Source organism: Streptomyces sp. NPDC057617, assembly GCF_042800555.1.
Lineage (GTDB): Bacteria > Actinomycetota > Actinomycetes > Streptomycetales > Streptomycetaceae > Streptomyces.
On the sequence record NZ_JBHVGV010000003.1, the window covers coordinates 333,929 to 353,238 of the forward strand.

General features: G+C 72.3%; 15 protein-coding genes. 6 read left to right on the top strand and 9 right to left on the bottom strand.

Annotated elements, in window-relative coordinates:
* Positions 1–267 precede the first annotated feature (267 nt).
* The 5 genes from ACFU9P_RS10415 to ACFU9P_RS10435 form a co-directional block, all read right to left on the bottom strand.
* Positions 268–1,812: a leucyl aminopeptidase gene (locus ACFU9P_RS10415; RefSeq protein WP_384078560.1), complete on the bottom strand. Its 1,545-nt coding sequence runs from the start codon at positions 1,810–1,812 to the stop codon at positions 268–270.
* Positions 1,813–1,973: 161 nt separating this feature from the next.
* On the bottom strand, positions 1,974–2,810 hold the full coding sequence (locus tag ACFU9P_RS10420) for an adenosylcobinamide-GDP ribazoletransferase (protein WP_384078561.1): 837 nt from the start codon (positions 2,808–2,810) through the stop codon (positions 1,974–1,976).
* Between the two features lie 37 nt (positions 2,811–2,847).
* Positions 2,848–4,623: a phosphatidylglycerol lysyltransferase domain-containing protein gene (locus ACFU9P_RS10425; protein ID WP_384078562.1), complete on the bottom strand. Its 1,776-nt coding sequence runs from the start codon at positions 4,621–4,623 to the stop codon at positions 2,848–2,850.
* Positions 4,624–4,709: 86 nt separating this feature from the next.
* Positions 4,710–5,825, bottom strand: a complete 1,116-nt coding sequence (cobT, locus tag ACFU9P_RS10430; RefSeq protein WP_384078941.1) for a nicotinate-nucleotide--dimethylbenzimidazole phosphoribosyltransferase — start codon at positions 5,823–5,825, stop codon at positions 4,710–4,712.
* A gap of 260 nt (positions 5,826–6,085) precedes the next feature.
* On the bottom strand, positions 6,086–7,294 hold the full coding sequence (locus ACFU9P_RS10435; RefSeq protein ID WP_384078563.1) for a bifunctional adenosylcobinamide kinase/adenosylcobinamide-phosphate guanylyltransferase: 1,209 nt from the start codon (positions 7,292–7,294) through the stop codon (positions 6,086–6,088).
* Positions 7,295–7,386: 92 nt separating this feature from the next.
* Here ACFU9P_RS10435 and ACFU9P_RS10440 point away from each other — a divergent pair, with 92 nt between their 5' ends.
* Positions 7,387–7,596 carry a hypothetical protein gene (locus ACFU9P_RS10440; RefSeq protein WP_384078564.1) on the top strand — a complete coding sequence of 70 codons (210 nt, stop codon included), beginning with the start codon at positions 7,387–7,389 and terminating at the stop codon, positions 7,594–7,596.
* A gap of 204 nt (positions 7,597–7,800) precedes the next feature.
* Here the strand turns inward: ACFU9P_RS10440 and ACFU9P_RS10445 are convergent, their stop codons facing one another.
* The 4 genes from ACFU9P_RS10445 to ACFU9P_RS10460 all read right to left on the bottom strand — a co-directional run bounded on the left by ACFU9P_RS10445 (position 7,801) and on the right by ACFU9P_RS10460 (position 12,390).
* On the bottom strand, positions 7,801–8,904 hold the full coding sequence (locus tag ACFU9P_RS10445; RefSeq protein WP_384078565.1) for a S1C family serine protease: 1,104 nt from the start codon (positions 8,902–8,904) through the stop codon (positions 7,801–7,803).
* A 166-nt stretch (positions 8,905–9,070) separates the two neighbouring features.
* Positions 9,071–10,780: an ABC transporter ATP-binding protein gene (locus ACFU9P_RS10450; protein WP_384078944.1), complete on the bottom strand. Its 1,710-nt coding sequence runs from the start codon at positions 10,778–10,780 to the stop codon at positions 9,071–9,073.
* Positions 10,781–10,999: 219 nt separating this feature from the next.
* Positions 11,000–11,734 carry a class I SAM-dependent methyltransferase gene (locus ACFU9P_RS10455; RefSeq protein ID WP_384078566.1) on the bottom strand — a complete coding sequence of 245 codons (735 nt, stop codon included), beginning with the start codon at positions 11,732–11,734 and terminating at the stop codon, positions 11,000–11,002.
* A gap of 59 nt (positions 11,735–11,793) precedes the next feature.
* Complete coding sequence (locus ACFU9P_RS10460; RefSeq protein ID WP_376378838.1) at positions 11,794–12,390, bottom strand: DUF3043 domain-containing protein; 597 nt, start codon at positions 12,388–12,390, stop codon at positions 11,794–11,796.
* A 293-nt stretch (positions 12,391–12,683) separates the two neighbouring features.
* On the opposite strand from ACFU9P_RS10460, the gene ACFU9P_RS10465 reads away from it, so the two are divergent.
* From ACFU9P_RS10465 to ACFU9P_RS10485, 5 genes are all read left to right on the top strand, one after another.
* Positions 12,684–13,463 (top strand): PspA/IM30 family protein, encoded by a 780-nt coding sequence (locus ACFU9P_RS10465; RefSeq protein ID WP_376378835.1) that lies wholly within the window; start codon positions 12,684–12,686, stop codon positions 13,461–13,463.
* A 20-nt stretch (positions 13,464–13,483) separates the two neighbouring features.
* Positions 13,484–13,765, top strand: a complete 282-nt coding sequence (locus tag ACFU9P_RS10470) for a hypothetical protein (RefSeq protein ID WP_384078567.1) — start codon at positions 13,484–13,486, stop codon at positions 13,763–13,765.
* A gap of 132 nt (positions 13,766–13,897) precedes the next feature.
* Positions 13,898–15,241: a sensor histidine kinase gene (locus ACFU9P_RS10475; RefSeq protein ID WP_376378828.1), complete on the top strand. Its 1,344-nt coding sequence runs from the start codon at positions 13,898–13,900 to the stop codon at positions 15,239–15,241.
* Entirely contained in the window at positions 15,238–15,924 is a 687-nt protein-coding gene (locus tag ACFU9P_RS10480) for a response regulator (RefSeq protein WP_384078568.1), read from the top strand. Before ACFU9P_RS10475 ends, ACFU9P_RS10480 begins: the two co-directional genes overlap by 4 nt.
* A gap of 230 nt (positions 15,925–16,154) precedes the next feature.
* Positions 16,155–19,307 (top strand): efflux RND transporter permease subunit, encoded by a 3,153-nt coding sequence (locus tag ACFU9P_RS10485; RefSeq protein ID WP_384078569.1) that lies wholly within the window; start codon positions 16,155–16,157, stop codon positions 19,305–19,307.
* The last annotated feature ends 3 nt before the right edge of the window (positions 19,308–19,310 follow it).

Below are 19,310 nucleotides of genomic sequence, written 5' to 3' on the forward strand. Positions count from 1 at the left end.
GCATGTGCGCCGGGCGCGGTCTCCATGACCGGGCGGCGGCTGGTGTTCGGCCGCTTCTCTTCGGCCCTGTGGTGGGGGCCCTGTCCTGCCGAGAACCCATCTTCGCACTTGTTCGGGACCGGTGGGACGCGGGGCTGGAGTCTGAGACGAGGGACGCACCGGCCCAGGGGGTTACCCCGGCGTAGGGTCTCCCCGCCCCCGGATGCGGAACACCCGGGGGCGGGTCTCGTATTCCTGCCGCCACAGGCTATGCCGGTCGCGCGAGCCCTAAAAAGACTCAGCCAGTTTGACGAGCGTGCGGATCGCGGAGCCGGTGCCGCCCTTGGGGGTGTAGCCGTACGGGGCGCCCTCGTGGAAGGCCGGGCCCGCGATGTCCAGGTGGGCCCAGGTGATGCCCTCGGCGACGAACTCCTTCAGGAACAGTCCGGCGACCAGCCCGCCGCCCATCCGCTCGCCGATGTTCGCGATGTCCGCGGTCGGGGAGTCCATGCCCTTGAGCAGATCCGCGGGGAGCGGCATCGGCCAGGACGCCTCGCCCGCCTCCTCGGCCAGCTCGTGGATGGTCGTACGGAACGCGTCGTCGTTCGCCATGATCCCGAACGTACGGTGCCCCAGTGCCAGCACCATCGCGCCGGTCAGCGTCGCCACGTCCACGATCGCGTCCGGCTTCTCCTCGCAGGCGCGGGTCAGCGCGTCCGCCAGGACGAGCCGGCCCTCGGCGTCGGTGTTGAGGACCTCGACGGTCTTGCCGCTGTACATGCGCAGGACGTCGCCCGGGCGGACGGCCGAGCCGGACGGCATGTTCTCCGCCAGGGCCAGCCAGCCGGTGACATTGACGGTGAGGCCCAGCCGCGCGGCGGTGACCACGGCCGCGAACACCGCGGCGGCGCCGCTCATGTCGCACTTCATGGTCTCGTTGTGGCCGGCCGGCTTGAGCGAGATGCCGCCCGAGTCGTACGTGATGCCCTTGCCCACGAGCGCGAGCGTCTTCACCGCGTCGGGGTGCGTGTACGAGAGCCTCACCAGGCGGGGCGGATTGGCCGAGCCCTGGCCGACGCCGAGGATGCCGCCGTAACCGCCCTTGGCGAGCGCCTTCTCGTCGAGGACCTGGACCTTGATGCCGTTCTCCTTGCCCGCGGCGGTGGCCACGGCGGCGAACGCCTCGGGGGTCAGATCGTTCGGCGGGGTGTTGACCAGGTCACGGGCGCGGTTGACCTCCTCGGTCAGCGCGATCGCGCGGTCCGCGGCGGCCTTGACCGCCTTGTCGCGCGGCTTGGTGCCGACGAGCAGGACCTCGCCGAGCGGCAGCTTCGGACCGTTCTCGGCCTTGCCGTTGCCGCCGTTCTTGCCGTTCTTCCCGTTGCCGTTCTTCTCGCCGCCCTGGTACGCGAGGAAGGCGTACGCGCCGAGCAGCGCGCCCTCGGCGACCGCCTCGACGGCCTCGGCCGACTCGACGGGCAGCGCGAACGCGGCCTTCTTGCGGCCGGAGAGCGCACGGGCGGCGGACCCGGCGGCGCGGCGCAGCGGCTCCGTACCGTACGAGTCGTCCTTGCCCGGTACCGGGCCGAGCCCGACAGCGAGGACGACGGGGGCCTTCAGTCCGGAGGGCGAGGGCACTTTGGTCACCTCGCCCTCGGCGCCCGAGGCACCGAGGGTCTCCAGGACGCTGCCGAGCTTTCCGTCGAACGCCTTGTCCACGGCCTCGGCGCCCGGTGCCACGACCGGCCCCTTTGCGCCCTTCGCGACGCCGACGACGATCGCGTCGGCGCGCAGGGACGCCGCGCCGGCAGTGCTGAGAGTGAGAGCAGTCACGGTGGTGAAATCTCGCTTCCGTTGTGTTCATTGGCGGTCGAAGGGTGGGCCGACCGAGCCCGCCATATCGTATTTCGGCCCCGACAGCGGCGGGAACGAGCCTACGCTGAGTGATGGACGCCCTCGACGGGGGCGGCGGTTCACCCGTCTGTGGCCGCGTTTTAACCGAGTGACAGTACGACAAGCGCCACCGTCGCCGCGGTCTCCGCGAGGGCGCCGAAAACATCGCCGGTGACCCCGCCGAAGCGCCGTACGCAGTGCCGCAGGAGCAGTTGCGCCGCACCGAGCGCGGCGAGAACCGCCAGCGTGTGCCGTACGGAGCCGGAGATCCCGAAGAGTCCGCCCGCCGCCGCGCAGAGTGCCGTGACGAGGACGGCCGCGAGGACGGCGGACCGTACCGGCACCGTGCCCGCGACCGCCGCGCCCAGTCCGTCGGGGCGGGCCGGGGGCACGCCCGTACGGCAGGTGAGGGTGAGCGCGAGCCGGGCAGCCACCGCCGCCACGGCCACCGCCACCGCGCCGCGCGCCCAGCTCTCCCCGTACAGCCCGGACACCGCCGCGACCTGGGCCAGCAGGGTCAGCAGCAGCGTGATCACCCCGAACGGGCCGATGTCCGAGCGCTTCATGATCCGCAGCGCTTCCTCGGCGGGCCGGCCGCTGCCGAGGCCGTCCGCGGTGTCGGCGAGCCCGTCGAGATGCAGCCCGCGGGTGAGGACGGCGGGGACGGCGACGGTGGCCACGGCCGCGAGCAGCGGCGTCGCGCCCGCGAGGAGCAGCAGCCCGCCGAGGGCCGCCGAAGCCAGGCCGACCACCAGTCCGGCGGCCGGCGCGCAGAGCATCCCGGCGCGGGCGGCGGCGCGGTCCCAGCGGGTGACCCGGACGGGGAGGACGGTGAGGGTGCCGAAGGCGAACCGCAGCCCGTCGGTGACGGGCACGCGGGCGCCCTCGCCGTCGGCTCCGCCGGCCGGTATGCCGTCCTTGCGATCCTGGGAGGTCATCGCGCGAGCGTAGCCCGGGCCCGGCCGGGGACCAGGGTCAGCGGGTGGACCCCAGGCGGTCACGGCGCAGCCAGCGCGGCAGTCCGGGGGCCTCCAGAAAGCCTTCCGCGCGGCCCGCCGCGACACCGATGCGCGGCAGGTCGGCGCTCTTCTCGAAGAGCATGAAGCGGGGCTCCCAGATGGGCCGGTACTTGGCGTTGGCGCGGTACAGCGACTCGATCTGCCACCAGCGCGAGAAGAAGCTCAGCAGCGAACGCCACAGCCGCAGCACCGGGCCCGCGCCCAGCTTTCCGCCGCGCTCGAAGACCGACCGGAACATGGCGAAGTTCAGCGAGAGCTGGGTGATCCCGATCTCCCCGGCGCGCTGGAGGAGTTCGATGACCATGAACTCCATCAGACCGTTCTCGCTGTCGCGGTCACGGCGCATCAGATCGAGCGAGAGGCCCTTGGGACCCCACGGTACGAAGCTCAGCACCGCGCGCAGCCGCCCCTCGGCCCCGCCCGGTTCGCCGAGCCAGCATTCGAGCATCACACAGCGGCCGTCGCCCGGGTCGCCGAGCCGGCCGAGGGCCATGGAGAAGCCGCGCTCGGTGGCACCGTCGCGCCAGTCCTCGGCACGGCGCAGCAGATCCGCCATCTCCCCGGCGGGGATGTCCTCGTGACGCCGGATCCGGACCTGGTAGCCGGCCCGCGCGACCCGGTTGTACGCCTGGCGTACGGTCCGCATTGCGCGCCCCTCCAGGGCGAAGTCGGCCGTCTCGACGATCGCCTCGTCGCCCAGCTCCAGCGCGTCGAGTCCGTACCGGGCGTAGATGGTGCCGGCCTCCTCGCCCGCGCCCATGACCGCCGGGATCCAGCCGTGTTCGCGTGCCTCGGCCAGCCAGGGCACGATCGCGCCGGGCCAGGCCTCCGGGTCGCCGATCGGATCGCCCGAGGCCAGCGAGACCCCGCCGACGACCCGGTACGTGATGGCCGCCTTGCCGGTCGGGGACCATACGACGCTCTTCTCGCGGCGCAGTGCGAAATAGCCCAGGGAGTCGCGCTCGCCGTACCGGTCGAGCAGCAGCCGCAGCCGCGCCTCGTCCTCCAGGGTGAGCGGGTCGACCGCGCGCGTCGAGCGGAACGCCGCGTACAGCACGGCGAGCAGCAGCAGGGTCGACAGGACGTTGATGGTGACATTGGTCCAGCCGGGGGTGGCGATGCCCGGATAGCGGGCGTCGTCGGCGGTCAGGGAGACCAGCCGGGTCGCTCCGTACCGCCAGCGCTCGGTGAAGGCCGAGCCGCCGCGGGCGGTGTTGGTGACGGTGACGAGCAGCGCGGCCAGCAGGGAGGTGACGAGCAGTCCGCCGGCGGCCACGACCGCGGCCAGCCGGGGATTGGCACGGTCGCCCTTCGCGTAGAACTCCCGCCGGCCGAGGACCAGCGCACCGACGAAGGCGGCGGTCAGGGCGATGGAGATCCAGTTCTGCGGATAGCGCCTGATCTCCGGGAAGGCCATGCCGAAGGCGAACAGCACCAGAAAGAGCCCGGACAGCACGAGATTGAGAATCCAGGCGGCGCGCTTGCGGCGGCGCATGGTGACGGCGAGGAAGAGGGTGAACGCGCCGGAGGCGAAACCCGCGGTCAGGAGATACGGGGTGAAGTAGTCGTCGGTGTTGTGGCGCCGCAGGTCCTGGCCGAAGGAGACCCAGACGGCGCTGAGGAAATTGACGAAGGCGACGGCGCGCAGGTACCAGACGGCGGACACCGCGGCGCGGCGCGAGCGCTCGCCGCCTCGGCTCGATCGATCGGCGGCCAAACGGACTTCTCCCATAAAAACGATCATATGGGGCAGTTGTCGTCCATGGGATGGCTGAGGCCGCCGTCAGTGGCGGCGGCCTCCGTCGATGTGGTGATGCCTCAGCCGGCGGCGCTGTCCTCGGCCTTGAGGGTTTCGTCGGCCTTGAGGCTCTCCTCTTCGGGCTCGGCGTCCTCTGCCGGTCCGCGCTCCGGCAGCTCGGCCGCGAGGGCGGCGGCGGCCTGGACGAGCGGCAGCGCGAGCAGCGCGCCCGCGCCCTCGCCGACCGTGACGCCCTGGTCGAGCAGCGGCACCAGCGCCATCCGGTCCAGCGCCTTCGCCTGCGCGGGCTCGCCGGTCGCCTGCCCGGCCAGCCACCAGTCGGGCGCGCGGAACGCGGCCCGCTGCCCGACGAGTGCGCAGGCCGCCGAGACCACACCGTCCAGGATCACCGGCGTCCGCCGTACCGCGCACTGGAGCAGAAAGCCCGTCATCGCGGCCAGATCCGCGCCGCCCACGGTCGCCAGCAGCTCCAACTGGTCGCCGAGTACGGGCCGGGCGCGGCGCAGCGCGTCCCGGATCGCCGCGCACTTGCGCATCCACGCCAGGTCGTCGATACCGGCGCCGCCGCGGCCGGTGACCACGGACGCGTCCGTGCCGCACAGCGCGGCGACCAGGGTGGACGCGGGGGTGGTGCCGCCGACGCTCAGGTCGCCCAGAACGACCAGATCCGTGCCGGAGTCCGCCTCCTCGTCGGCGATCGCCATGCCCAGCCGTACGGCCTGCTCGGCCTCCTCGACGGTCAGCGCGTCCTCGATGTCGATCCGCCCGGTGCCGCGGCGGACCCGGTTCCGTACGACGTCCTCGGGCAGCAGCGCCGGGTCGCAGTCCAGCCCGGCGTCCACGATCCGTACCGGTACGCCGGCGCGGCGGGCCAGCACGGCGACGGGGCTCACGCCGTCCAGTACGTCGCGTACGAGCCGGTACGCGCCACCGGCCTGCCGGCCCGACACCCCGAGCCCGGCGACCCCGTGATCCCCCGCGAACAGCACGACGCGCGGCTGCCGTACGGCCTTGACCGGCACGGACCCCTGCGCGGCTGACAGCCACTCACCCAGCTCGTCCAGCCGCCCGAGCGCGCCGGCCGGGACGACGAGCCGCTCCCGCCGCTCTTCGGCATCGCGCCGCGTCCCGCTGTCGGGCCGCTCGATCAGGTCGGAGAAGTCATCGAGATTCAGCACCTCTGAAGATTACCGGGGTCACGCTGTCCTCCCGGGCCCGCCCGGGACGCCGGTTCGTCCTCAATCGCCGGACGGGCTCGGGTGGTGGGTCCCGCCGGTGGGCGACTTTCCGGTACGGGCCGCGAAATCCAGCCCGCCCGGCGTTTGAGGACGGAACCGCCCGCCCCGGTGCCGGGTGCGCGAAATCAAGCCCGTCCGGCGATTGAGGACGAACCGGCCAGCCGGGCGGGCCCGGCGGAGACACCGCGCCGCACGCCTCACCGCAGTGTCAGGACCTGGCCCGCCACCACCAGCAGGACCGACTCGCACTCGTCCCCCACCCCCGCGTTCAGCCGCCCCAGTTCGTCCCTGAAGCGGCGGCCCGACGCCGTCGCCGGGACCACCCCCGACCCCGTCTCGTTCGTGACCAGCACCACCGTCCGCCGCGTCTCGCGCACCGCGTGCACCAGTTCCTGGGTGCGTTTGCGGAGCGCGTCGGCCCCGCCCGCCGCCCACGCCGCGTCGTCCCACGCGTTCACGCGGTCCATCGCGTCGGTGAGCCAGAGGGACAGGCAGTCGATGAGCAGCGGCGGGCCCTCGGCCGCGAGGAGGGGGACGAGGTCGCAGGTTTCGGCGGTGGACCAGGAGGCGGGGCGGCGGTCGCGGTGGGCGCGTACGCGGGCCGCCCACTCCGCGTCGTCCTCGCGGCGCCCGCCCGTCGCCACGTACAGCACACCCGGGAACGTCGCCAGCCGCCGCTCCGCCTCCCAGGACTTGCCGGAGCGCGCCCCGCCGGTGACCAGGGTGCGCCGGGGCACCTCGGGGCCAGGCCGGTACGCGCCGACCGTCAGCGTCGTACCGTCCGGGACCGCCCGCGCCCCCGCCGCCGCGAGCCGCCGGTCCAGTTCGGCGCCGGGCGGCACGTCGTGGTCGAGATGGACCGCGACGACATCGGTCGCCGGACCGACCGCCCCCGCCGCCCGCAGCCGCGCCACCGCGTCCGGCCGGCCGATGACATCCGCGGCGACCAGGTCGTAAGGGGCGGGCGCCGCGCGGCCGTCGGTGGAGACCCCGGCCGGCGCGCCGCCCGGCGGGAGGTGGAGCAGCCGTTCCCCGCCGGGCCCCGTCACCTCGTACCCCGTGCCCGGCGCGTCCATCGCCACCGCCCGCACCCGGTGCCCGCTGAGCAGCGTCAGCACCCGTCCGTCCGCCACCCGCCCCGCCGGGGGCAGTCCGGCGGGCAGTTCGACCGCGGGGCCGTCGTGCGGATGGGTGAGCAGTACCTGCCGTACGCCCGCGAGCGAGTGCCCGGCGCGGGCCGCCGCGAACGCGGCGCCCGGGGTCAGGTCCAGCAGCAGCACCCCGTCCACCAGCAGCGCGGTCGCCGCCCGCGCCCGGTCACCGCGGGCGGTCGCGCAGGCGGCGCAGGGGCAGTGCGGGCGGGGGAGCCCGGCGGGGGCTCCGGTGCCGAGCAGAGTCAGTTCCACGGGGTGATCCTCCCGTGTCACCGCCGAGGGTGCGCGCCCGGCTACGCTGCGGGCAGGAAATCGATCAGTTCCGCGGGACCCGGGAGGCGCATATGGCGTGGACGTGGCGGTTCGAGAAGGCCGATGGTACGGAGGTCCCGCCTGCGGTGGAGCCGGAGGAGTTCTCCACACAGGGGGACGCCGAGTCGTGGGTCGGCGAGGCGTGGAAGGAACTGCTGGACGGCGGCGCCGAGCAGGTCTCGCTGTTCGAGGACGGCAGCAAGATCTACGGCCCGATGAGCCTGCGCGCCAACGAGGTCTGAACGAGAGCCCGCCGCACACGCGACAGCGCCCGCGCCCGGACGACCGATCGGGGCGCGGGCGCCGGCTTTCCGCCTGGTGCGGGCCGCCAATCCAGCCAGACCGGCGGCCAACCCGGCCCGTCCGGCACATCCAGCCCGTCCGGCGCTTGAGGACACAACACAGCAGCCCGTCCGGCGTTTGAGGACACAGCACAGGGCACCCCCCTACATCTCCCCCAGCGTGACCTCCGCCGTCTTCGTCCCGCCCGACCGGACATACGTCACCTTCACCTTCTGGCCCGGCTTGTGCGGAGCCAGCGCCTCCGACAGCGACGTGATCGTCGTGATCCCGGTGCTGTCGACCTTCACGATGATGTCGCCCACCTTGATCCCCGCCCGGTCGGCCGCGCCGCCCTTCGTCACCTTGACCACCGCGACGCCCGCCGGCTGGAAGCCGGCGCCCAGGACCGTACGGCCCGTGATGCCCATGGCCGCGCGGCCCGAGTCGGTGACCCGGCCGTACTTGATGATCTGGTCGGCGACCGTCCGTACCATCGAGGCGGGGATCGCGAAGCCGATGCCCGGCGCGGCCCCGTTGCCGAGCTGGGGGTCCGTCGCCGCCAGGGTCGGGATGCCGATGACCTGGCTGTCCAGATTGACCAGCGCGCCCCCGCTGTTGCCCGGGTTGATCGCCGCCGATGTCTGCACCATGTTGGCGATGGTGGCGCCGGTCCCGCCGCCCGCCGCGCTCTCGCTGACGGTCCGTCCGACCGCCGAGACGATGCCCTGGGTGACACTGCCCGACAGACCCAGCGGAGAGCCCATGGCCAGCACGATCTGACCCACCGCCACCTTGTTCGTGTCGCCGAACGTCGCCGCCCTCAGCTCGCCCGGGACCTTGTCGAGCTTGATGACCGCGAGATCCTGCTGCGGAAAGCTGGAGACCAGCTTCGCCCCCAACTGCCGCTCACTGTTGGCGACCGTGACCGCGAACGTCCGCTGGCTGCCGATCACATGGGCGTTGGTGACGATATGGCCCTTGTCGTCGTAGACGACGCCCGAGCCGAGACCGTTCCCCGTGTCGATCTGCACGACCGACGGCAGTACGTCCTTGATGACGGCCTCGTAGTCGGTCTGGAGGCTGTTGGCGGAACGCTGTACGGCGGCGGGCCGGGGTGTGGCGCTGGGCAGGGGGCCGCTGCCCGGGCCCGCGGCGGCGCCGGCGCAGCCGCCCGCCAGGGCGACCGCGCAGACCACGGCGGTGCAGACCACGGCGGTCAGGGGCGGCAGCAGCCGGTGCGGGCGCCCGCGGCGAAGGGAAGCACTCATGCCCGGAGTATCCCTTTCACCCTGTTGGTGCGGCCTGTGATACGCCGCCGATCAGGGGGTACGGGCAAGGGCACGCCCTGATCGGCCGACTCGCCCCGCCGCGCGCACGAACCCACCGGTCCCGCTCAGCGCACCCGCACCCGTACTCGCTCCCGCACCCGCCCCCTCACCGCGCCGCCGTCAGGAACTGGGTCGCCGCCAGCTCCCCGTACAGCGGATCCTTCGCCACCAGTTCCTCGTGCGTCCCCACCGCCCGTACCCGCCCCGCGTCCATCACCACGATCCGGTCCGCCAGCGTCACCGTCGACAGCCGGTGCGCCACCACCAGCACCGTCACCTCGCGGGCCGCCTCCGCCACCGCGTCCCGCAGCGCCAGCTCATTGACCGCGTCGAGCTGCGAGGTCGCCTCGTCCAGGAGCAGCAGCCGGGGCTTGCGCAGCAGCGCCCGCGCGATCGCCACCCGCTGCCGCTCGCCGCCCGACAGCTTGGAGCCGCGGTGGCCGACCAGGGTTTCCAGACCGTCCGGCAGCCGCTCCACGAGCCCGTCCAGCCTGGCCCGTACGAGCACCTCCCGTATCTCCTCGTCGGAGGCGCCCGGCGCGGCGAAGACCAGGTTCTCGCGCAGCGTCCCGGCCAGTACGGGCGCGTCCTGCTCGACATAGCCGATCGCCGCGCGCAGCCCGGTCAGCGGCCAGTCCCGTACATCCCGGCCGTCGATCAGGACCCGGCCGCCGGTCGCCTCGTAGAACCGCTCGATCAGCCCGAAGACCGTGGTCTTGCCCGCGCCTGAGGGGCCGACGAAGGCCGTCATCCCGGGGCCCGGGACCTCGAAGGTGACGCCGTGGTGGACATACGGGAGATCGTCCCGGTAGCGGAAAGTGACGTCCTCGAAGGTCACCGTCGCGGGACCGCGGCCCCCGACGGCCTCCGGCTCCCCGGGCTCCAGCGTCTCCGTCTCCAGCCGCTCCGCCTCCGCGATCCGGGCGATGGCCGCCGACCCCACCTGGTACTGCGTCACCGCCGTGACCAGCTTCGACACCGGGTCGATCAGATAGAACAGATACAGCAGGAAGGCGACCAGCGTGGAGACCGCGATGGCCCCCGAGGCCACCCGCGCCCCGCCGATCCCCAGCACCGCCAGGAACGACACCTGGATGGCCAGCCCGACCGAGGCCCCGGCCACCGACTGCCACTTGGCGGACCGTACGCCGTGCCGCCAGGCCTCCTGCGCCGCGGCCGCCACCACGGCCGTCTCCCGCTCCTCCGCGCCCGACGCCTTGACCGTACGGAACGCGCCGAAGGCCCGCTCCAGCACGGTGGATATCTCGCCCACCGCCGCCTGCGACTGCCGGGTCGCCCGCGAGATGCGGGGCATCACCAGGGCCACCGCGCCGCCGATCAGCACGATCACCCCGAGCGTCACCCCGAGCAGCACCGGATCCAGCAGGCCCATCAGTACGACGGTCGTCAGAAAGGCGAGACCGCCAGTGGCCGCCGAGACGATCGACTGGGTCGTCACCGCGCGCAGCAGGGTGGTGTCCGAGGTGACCCGGGACATCAGATCGCCCGGCTGGGTCCGCTCCACCGCGGGCAGCCGCAGCCGCAGCAGCCGTCCGATCAGGGTGCGGCGGGCGGCGAGGACGACCGACTCGGCGGTCCGCTCCAGGATGTACGAGGCGACCGCCTCGATCGCCGTACCGGCCAGCACCAGACCGGTGAGAAGCAGCAGTATCCCGGTGATCGAGCCGTCCTCGCCGAGCCGGTCGACCAGGGACTTGGCGGCGAGCGGCTGGGCCAGTCCGCTCACGGTGCCGATCAGCGCGAGAAAACCGCCGAGGGCGACGGTCGCGCGGTGCGGCCGGAAATGCCGGTACAGCGCCCGCCAGGTCTCCCTCGCGGAGAGGTTCTCCGCCGTACCGTCCTTCGCCCTGTCGTGTGCCCTGTCCTCCGCCGCGCTGGGGCGCGGCTCCCGCTCTTCGCGGGCTCTGCCGTCGCGCTGCGTGGTCCGGGCGTCGCGCCGCGTGCTCTGAGTGTCGCTCACTTCCATGAGGACGCGATCCGGGCCCGATCGCCTGACTCGGCGGCCGCGCGGCTCTCAGCCACGGACTCCGCACAGATGAAGCAGCGCGGCGATCCGGCGGTACGGTTCCGTGCGCCCCGCGCGGTCCTCCGCGGCCAGCAGCCGGTCCAGGTCGTCACCGGTCGGCGGTTCCGTGCCGTCGGCCGCCCCGTCCGTGAAGACCCGCACCCCGTACCAGGCGTGCAGCGGCGCCGCGATCCCCGCCAGGGTCGCGGTCAGCCGGTCCAGCCGGTCCGCGCGCACCCGCAGCCCCAGCCGGTTGGTGTACGTACCGGCCTCGAAGGCGTCCAGCGCCCCGGCCCAGTCCCCGGCCAGCCCGGGCCGCAGGGCCAGGGCGTCCCCGTTCCGTACGAGCAGCGAGAGCAGCCCGCCCGGCGCCAGCACCCGGGCCAGACCCGCGAGCAGCGCGTCCGGCTCGTTCACGTACATCAGCACACCGTGGCAGAGCACCAGGTCGAAACTGCCCGGCAGGAAGTGGACACCGGTCTCCAGACCGTCGCCCTCGATCAGCCGGACCCGCTCCTGGATGCCCGCGGGCTCGCCGCCCAGCGCCTCCCGGGCCCTGGCGAGCATGCCCGCGTCGGACTCCAGACCGGTCACCGAATGCCCCGCGCGTGCCAGCCGCAGGGCCTGGGTGCCCTGCCCCATACCGACATCGAGGACACGCAGCCGCCGCCCCACCGGGAAGCGGCCGGCTATCTGCTCGTCGAGCTGGCGCGCGACCAGCTCCTGACGTACGACATTGCGCACGCCGCCGAGTCCGGCGAGCCAGCTCGCCGACGCTCCCGCGAAACCGGGGATCTCCGCGCTCAGGGCCGCTCTCCGCGCTTGACCTGCGGCTTGGGCAGCCGGAGTCGGCGCATCTGGAGCGTACGCATCAGGCCATAGGCCACGGCACCGCGCTTGGGCGTGTCGGGGAAGCGCTCGGCGAGCTGCTTGCGCAGCCGGATCGAGATCCCGACCGAGTCCACGACGATCAGCACGATCACCACCAGCCACAGCAGCAGCGAGACGGTCTGGAGCTGCGCGACCCTGACCATGCTCAGCACGAGGATCACCACGGCGAGCGGCAGGAAGAACTCCGCCATGCAGAACCGCGCGTCGACATAGTCCCGGACGAACCGGCGCACCGGGCCCTTGTCGCGGGCGGGCAGGTACCGCTCGTCCCCGCTCGCCAGCGCCTCCCGCTGCCTGGCCAGCTCCGTGCGGCGCACCTCCCGCTGCCGCTTCATGGCGGTCTTGCGGTCGGCGGGCACCGTGGAGGCACGGCGCCGCTGCGACTGCGCCTCACTGCGCTTGGGGGTCGGGCGGCCCTTGGGTGCCTGCGGGTCGCGCTGCTGCGTGGAGGAGTCCGGCGTCACCTGGGTGGCGGGGGCCTTCTCTTCTTTGGAACGGCTACGGAACACAAAGCCCAAGGGTACGGGGTGCCGTGGTTGGACCCCACCCCGCCGGGGAACGATCCCGCAACGGCACGCGTCGTTAGGTGTGGACAGTGCGAACGTACCGGGACAGAGGGGACGCGGTCCCCGATGTCCCCGATGGTCCTCTACTCCTTGCGCCGGAGCGGGACCGGGCAGCAGTCGTCCTTGGGGAGGAGCGCATCCGCACTTGAACAGTGCGGTAATAGAGGCAGGGCCCGTACTGTGGGTTCTGTTGGAGTGCTGGAGCGGAGTCCGTCAGAAGGGGGCGCGCGAAGCCCATGAGCGGTGTCATGAAACGTATGGGGATGATCTTCCGCGCGAAGGCGAACAAGGCCCTTGACCGGGCCGAGGATCCGCGCGAGACCCTTGACTACTCGTACCAGAAGCAGCTTGAGCTGCTCCAGAAGGTACGCCGCGGGGTCGCCGATGTGGCGACGTCCCGCAAGCGGCTGGAGCTGCAGCTCAACCAGTTGCAGGGCCAGTCCTCCAAGCTGGAGGACCAGGGCCGCAAGGCGCTGGCGCTCGGGCGTGAGGACCTGGCGCGCGAGGCGCTGTCCCGCCGCGCCGCGTTGCAGCAGCAGGTCACCGACCTGGAGACGCAGCACCAGACGCTCCAGGGCGAGGAGGAGAAGCTCACGCTCGCCGCGCAGCGCCTCCAGACCAAGGTCGACGCCTTCCGTACGAAGAAGGAGACGATCAAGGCCACCTACACCGCGGCGCAGGCGCAGACCCGGATCGGGGAGGCCTTCTCGGGCATCTCCGAGGAGATGGGCGATGTCGGCCTGGCGATCCAGCGGGCGGAGGACAAGACCGCGCAGCTCCAGGCGCGGGCCGGCGCGATCGACGAACTGCTCGCCTCCGGCGCGCTGGACGACCAGTCCGGGATGGCGAAGGACGACATCGCGGCGGAGCTGGACCGGATCTCCGGCGGCACGGATGTGGAGCTGGAGCTCCAGCGGATGAAGGCGGAGCTGGCGGGCGGCTCGGCACCGAAGCAGGCGATCGAGGGCGGTCCGGCCGAGACGGAGGACACGCCGCCGAATCTGCGCAAGCAGTGAGCGAACGGTAGGGACTCGTCATGATCGTAAGGATCATGGGGGAGGGCCAGGTGAGGCTGGCGGACAGCCACTTCGCCGAACTGAACGAGCTCGACGACGAACTGCTGGCCGAGGTCAGGAGCGGCGACGGGGACGGCTTCCGCCGCACCTTCCACGCGCTCCTGGCCAGGGTCCGGGAACTGGGCGAGCCGCTGCCGGACGACGTGCTGGAGCCGTCCGAACTGATCCTCCCGGCGCGGGACGCGACCCTGGAAGAGGTCCGCGCACTCCTCAACGACGAGGGCCTGATCCCCACGCCGTAGCAGAATCAAGCCCGTCCGGCGATTGAGGACACAGAACAGCCCGTCCGGGATTGAGGGCGAACCGGCTCCGGACGGGCCCGGCGAATCCAGGCGCCCGGACCACTACGCACCGCGGCCCGTACCGTTGGTCGCGTGACTGCCATCGGCGCCGCGTTCGCCCGTACCCGGTACTGGGCCCGTACGCACCCGCTCGTCTCTGATGCCGCCCTCGCCGCCGTCCTTCTCCTCTGCATGCTCCTCGGCTCCTTCGCCGGGCCCCGTGGCAGCCATGGCGGACCGGACTTCGGTGCCCGTACCCCCGGCGCGCTCAGCGTTGTGCTGATGGTTCTCGGCGCCGCCGCGCTCGTGTTCCGGCGGCGCGCGCCCATGCCCGTTCTCCTGTGCACCTGCGGCGCCACCATCGTGGAGCTGATCGCGGTCCGGTCGCCCGCCCCCGTCGTGCTCAGTACCGTCGTCGCGCTGTACACCGTCGCCGCGTACACCGACCGCCCCACCACCTGGCGGGTCGGCCTCGCCACCATGGCCGTGCTGACCGCGGTCGCCATGATGTCCAGCTCCGACGTCTGGTACGCCCAGGAGAATCTGGGGATCTTCGCCTGGGCCGGGATGGCGAGCGCCGCGGGCGACGCCGTACGCAGCCGGCGCGGCTTCATCGACGCCATGCGCGAACGCGCCGAACGGGCCGAGCGCACCCGCGAGGAGGAGGCGCGCCGCCGTGTCGCCGAGGAGCGGCTGCGGATCGCCCGCGATCTGCACGATGTCGTCGCCCACCACATCGCTCTGGTCAACGTCCAGGCCGGGGTCGCGTCGCATGTCATGGACAAGCGCCCGGACCAGGCCAAGGAGGCCCTCGCGCAGGTACGGGCGGCCAGCCGCTCCGCGCTCAGCGAGCTGCGCGCCACCGTCGGTCTGCTCCGCCAGTCCGGCGACCCGGCCGCCCCCACCGAACCGGCCCCCGGCCTGCTCCACCTCGAAGGCCTCCTGGACACCTTCCGGAACGCGGGACTGCCCGTACGGTTCGCCGCGACCGGCGCGGAGTTCGAGGAGACGGACGACCAGCCCGGCACCCCGCCGCGCCCCCGCCTCCCCGCCGCCGTCGACCTCGCCGCGTACCGGATCATCCAGGAGGCCCTCACCAATGTGCGCAAGCACGCGGGCCCCGCGGCCACGGCCGAGGTCCGTGTCGTACGGATCGGCGCCGCCCTGGAGATAACCGTCCTCGACGACGGCAAGGGCACCGGCGAGCCCGCCGACGGCGGCGGCCACGGCCTCATCGGTATGCGCGAGCGCGTCACCGCCCTCGGCGGCACCCTCACCGCGGCACCCCGCCCCGGCGGCGGCTTCCGCACCCGGGCGATACTTCCCGTGAAAACCCCGGCGGGCGGAGCCCCGAAGACCCGGGACACCCGGGACCCCCGGCACACCGAGGCCGCCCGGCCCGCCCGCGGTACGGGGGAGAGCACGGAGGACGCATGACGATCAGGGTGCTGCTCGCCGACGACCAGACACTGCTGCGCAGCGCGTTCCGGGTCCTGGTGGACTCGGAGCCCGACATGGAGGTCGTCGGGGAGGCCGCCGACGGCGCGGAGGCCGTGGCCCTCGCCCGCTCCACCCGGGCCGATGTGGTCCTGATGGACATCCGGATGCCCGGTACGGACGGCCTCGCCGCCACCCGCGCGATCAGCGCCGATCCCGATCTCGCCGGGGTACGGGTCGTGATGCTGACCACCTTTGAGGTCGACGAGTACGTCGTACAGTCGCTGCGCGCCGGCGCCTCCGGCTTCCTCGGCAAGGGCGCGGAGCCCGAGGAACTGCTCAACGCCATCCGGGTCGCCGCGGCCGGCGAGGCCCTGCTGTCGCCCGCCGCGACCAAGGGCCTGATCGCCACCTTCCTCGCCCAGAGCGCCGCCCCCTCCGGCGACCGCGGCCCGGCCCGGCACGCCGAGCGGCTGACGGCCCTCACCGGGCGCGAGCGCGAGGTCCTCGTGCTGGTCGCGGGCGGCCACTCCAACGACGAGATCGCCGAGCGTCTGGCCGTCAGCCCGCTCACCGTGAAGACCCATGTGAACCGGGCCATGGCGAAACTCGGGGCCCGTGATCGTGCGCAATTGGTGGTGATTGCGTACGAATCGGGCCTGGTACGTCCAAGGGTGGAGTAGCTGCCCACCCTCGCGTACTACAGGCGCGGTACGCGGCGCATAAGGAAATGGACCTGGGGGCTACGCGCGGGCGCCCTCGCATGGCAGATCGTATAGAGGGGCCGCAATCCCAGAGGGGCCACAATCCCGACCGGTCGACGGGCGACCCGTAGCCGGACCTTCAGGGACGGGCCACCCGGAACCGGGTCGCCGCGCCAAACTGCCGCGTACACCACAGAAGAGAGACCCCAATGTCCTGGCTGTCCAGATTCAGCCTCGCGCAACGGGCCCTGATAGGGCTGATGTCGATCATCGCGATCATCTTCGGAGTGATCGCGATACCGCAGCTCAAGCAGCAGCTCCTGCCGTCCATCGAACTCCCGATGGTGTCGGTGCTCGCCCCCTACCAGGGCGCCTCCCCTGATGTGGTCGAGAAGCAGGTCGTCGAGCCGCTGGAGAACTCCCTCAAGGGCGTCGACGGCATCAGCGGCATCACCTCCACCGCGAGCGAGGGCAACGCCCTGGTCATGGCCAGCTTCGACTTCGGGAGCGAGGGCACCAAGCAGCTCGTCGCCGATGTCCAGCAGGCCGTGAACCGCGCCCGCGCCCAGCTGCCCTCCGAGGTCGACCCGCAGGTCGTCGCCGGTTCGACGGACGACATCCCGACCGTCGTCCTCGCCGTCACCTCCGACAAGGACCAGCAGGCGCTCGCCGACCAGCTGGAACGTACGGTCGTCCCGTCCCTGGAGGACATCGACGGCGTCGGACAGGTCACCATCGACGGTGTCCGCGACCTCCAGGTCGCCGTCACCCCGGACGACAAGAAGCTCGCCGAGGCCGGCCTGAACACCATGGCCCTCTCCGAGGCGCTCAAGGCGGGCGGCGCGGCGATCCCCGCGGGTTCGTTCTCCGAGGACGGCAAGAGCCGTACGGTCCAGGTCGGCGGCGGCTTCACCTCGCTCAAGCAGATCGAGGACCTGCGGATCGTGCCCCAGTCGGGCGGCCAGCCGGGCGCCGGCGCCCCCAAGCCCGTACGCCTCGGTGACATCGCCACCGTCACGCAGAAGCCGTCCGCCGCGACCTCGCTGACCCGTACGAACGGCAAGCCCAGCCTCGCGGTCATGGCCACCATGGACAACGACGGCAGCGCGGTCGCCATCTCCGACGCGGTCAAGGACAAGCTGCCCGGGCTGCGCCAGGACCTCGGCGCCGGTGCCACCCTGACCGTCGTCAGCGACCAGGGCCCGGCCGTCTCCAAGTCCATCTCCGGCCTGACCACCGAGGGCGCGCTCGGTCTGGTCTTCGCCGTGATCGTGATCCTGGTCTTCCTGGCCTCGATCCGCTCCACGCTGGTCACCGCGGTCTCCATCCCGCTGTCCGTCGTGCTGGCGCTGATCGTGCTGTGGACCCGGGACCTGTCCCTCAACATGCTCACCCTCGGCGCGCTGACCATCGCGATCGGCCGTGTCGTCGACGACTCGATCGTCGTCCTGGAGAACATCAAGCGGCACCTGGGCTACGGCGAGGAGCGCGAGAGCGCCATCCTCAACGCGGTCAAGGAGGTCGCGGGCGCGGTCACCTCGTCCACGCTCACCACCGTCGCGGTGTTCCTGCCGATCGGTCTGGTGGGCGGCATGGTCGGCGAGCTGTTCGGCTCGTTCTCGCTGACCGTGACGGCGGCGCTGATCGCCTCGCTGCTGGTCTCGCTCACCGTGGTGCCGGTGCTCTCGTACTGGTTCCTGCGCGCGCCGAAGGGTACGGAAGGACTCGGCGCGGAGGAAGCGCGCCGCCAGGCCGAGGAGAAGGAGGCCCGCAGCCGGCTCCAGCGCCTGTACGTGCCGGTGCTGCGCTTCGCGACCCGCCGCCGCCTCACCAGCGCCGCCATCGCGATCGTCGTGCTGCTCGCCACCTTCGGCATGGCGCCGCTGCTCAAGACCAACTTCTTCGACCAGGGCGAGCAGGAAGTGCTCTCCATCAAGCAGGAGCTGGCCCCGGGCACCAGCCTGGAGGCGGCCGACGCCTCCGCGAAGAAGGTCGAGGCCGTCCTCGGCGGTATCGACGACATCAAGGACTACCAGGTCACCGTCGGCTCCTCCGGCTTCATGGCGGCCTTCGGCGGCGGTACGGGCGCCAACCAGGCGTCCTACCAGGTCACCCTCAAGGACAACGCGTCGTTCGACGCCACGCAGGACCGGATCGAGAAGGAGCTGGCCGGGCTCGACGGCATCGGCGAGACGACCATCTCCGCCGGTGACGGCTTCGGCAGCCAGGACCTGAGCGTCGTCGTCAAGGCCGCCGACGCGACCACCCTGCGCACGGCGGCGGACCAGGTACGGGACACCGTCGCGGGCCTCAAGGACGTCACCGACGTACAGAGCGACCTCTCGCAGAGCGTCCCGCGCATCTCGGTCAAGGCCAACTCCAAGGCCGCGGACGCCGGATACACCGATACGACGCTGGGGCTCGCCGTCGGCCAGGCGGTACGGGGCACCACCTCCGGCAAGGCGATCCTCGACGACACCGAGCGCGATGTCGTGATCACGTCCGCCAAGCCGGCCAAGACGATCGCCGAGCTGAGGAACCTGCAGCTCGGGCCGGTCAAGCTCGGCCAGATCGCCGATGTGAAGCTGGTGCCGGGCCCGGTCACGATGACCAGGATCGACGGCTCGCGCGCCGCGACCATCACGGCCAGGCCGACCGGTGACAACACCGGCGCGGTCAGCGCCTCGCTCCAGTCGAAGATCGACGCGCTGGATCTGCCGGAGGGCGCGACCGCGTCCATCGGCGGTGTCTCGCAGGACCAGGGCGAGGCGTTCACCCAGCTCGCCCTCGCCATGCTGGCGGCCATCGCGATCGTCTTCATGCTGCTGGTCGCGACCTTCCGCTCGCTGATCCAGCCGCTGATCCTGCTGGTGTCGATCCCGTTCGCGGCGACCGGCGCGATCGGGCTGCTGATCCTGACCGGTACGCCGATGGGTGTCCCGGCGATGATCGGCATGCTGATGCTGATCGGCATCGTGGTGACCAACGCGATCGTGCTGATCGACCTGATCAACCAGTACCGCGGGCAGGGGCTCAGCGTGGTCGAGGCGGTCGTCGAGGGTGGCCGTCACCGGCTGCGCCCGATCCTGATGACCGCGCTGGCGACCATCTTCGCGCTGCTGCCGATGGCGCTGGGCATCACGGGCGAGGGCGGCTTCATCGCCCAGCCGCTCGCGGTCGTGGTGATCGGCGGTCTGGTGACCTCGACGCTGCTGACGCTGCTGCTCGTACCGACGCTGTACGCGATGGTCGAGCTGCGCAAGGAGCGCCGGGCGAAGAAGAAGGCGGCGAAGCGGCACGCGAGGTCGGGCGGCGCGCCGGCGCCGGAGGCCGCTCCGGACCCGGAACCGGCCGGCGTGTGATGA

What these genes read in the sequence shown, in the direction of transcription:
- ACFU9P_RS10420 (WP_384078561.1), bottom strand. Translation starts at nt 2,810, where the DNA reads ATGACCTCCCAGGATCGCAAGGACGGCATACCGGCCGGCGGAGCCGAC.
- ACFU9P_RS10465 (WP_376378835.1), top strand. Translation starts at nt 12,684, where the DNA reads ATGAGCGGTGTCATGAAACGTATGGGGATGATCTTCCGCGCGAAGGCG.
- ACFU9P_RS10485 (WP_384078569.1), top strand. Translation starts at nt 16,155, where the DNA reads ATGTCCTGGCTGTCCAGATTCAGCCTCGCGCAACGGGCCCTGATAGGG.
- ACFU9P_RS10440 (WP_384078564.1), top strand. Translation starts at nt 7,387, where the DNA reads ATGGCGTGGACGTGGCGGTTCGAGAAGGCCGATGGTACGGAGGTCCCG.
- ACFU9P_RS10480 (WP_384078568.1), top strand. Translation starts at nt 15,238, where the DNA reads ATGACGATCAGGGTGCTGCTCGCCGACGACCAGACACTGCTGCGCAGC.
- ACFU9P_RS10445 (WP_384078565.1), bottom strand. Translation starts at nt 8,904, where the DNA reads ATGAGTGCTTCCCTTCGCCGCGGGCGCCCGCACCGGCTGCTGCCGCCC.
- ACFU9P_RS10470 (WP_384078567.1), top strand. Translation starts at nt 13,484, where the DNA reads ATGATCGTAAGGATCATGGGGGAGGGCCAGGTGAGGCTGGCGGACAGC.
- ACFU9P_RS10425 (WP_384078562.1), bottom strand. Translation starts at nt 4,623, where the DNA reads ATGGGAGAAGTCCGTTTGGCCGCCGATCGATCGAGCCGAGGCGGCGAG.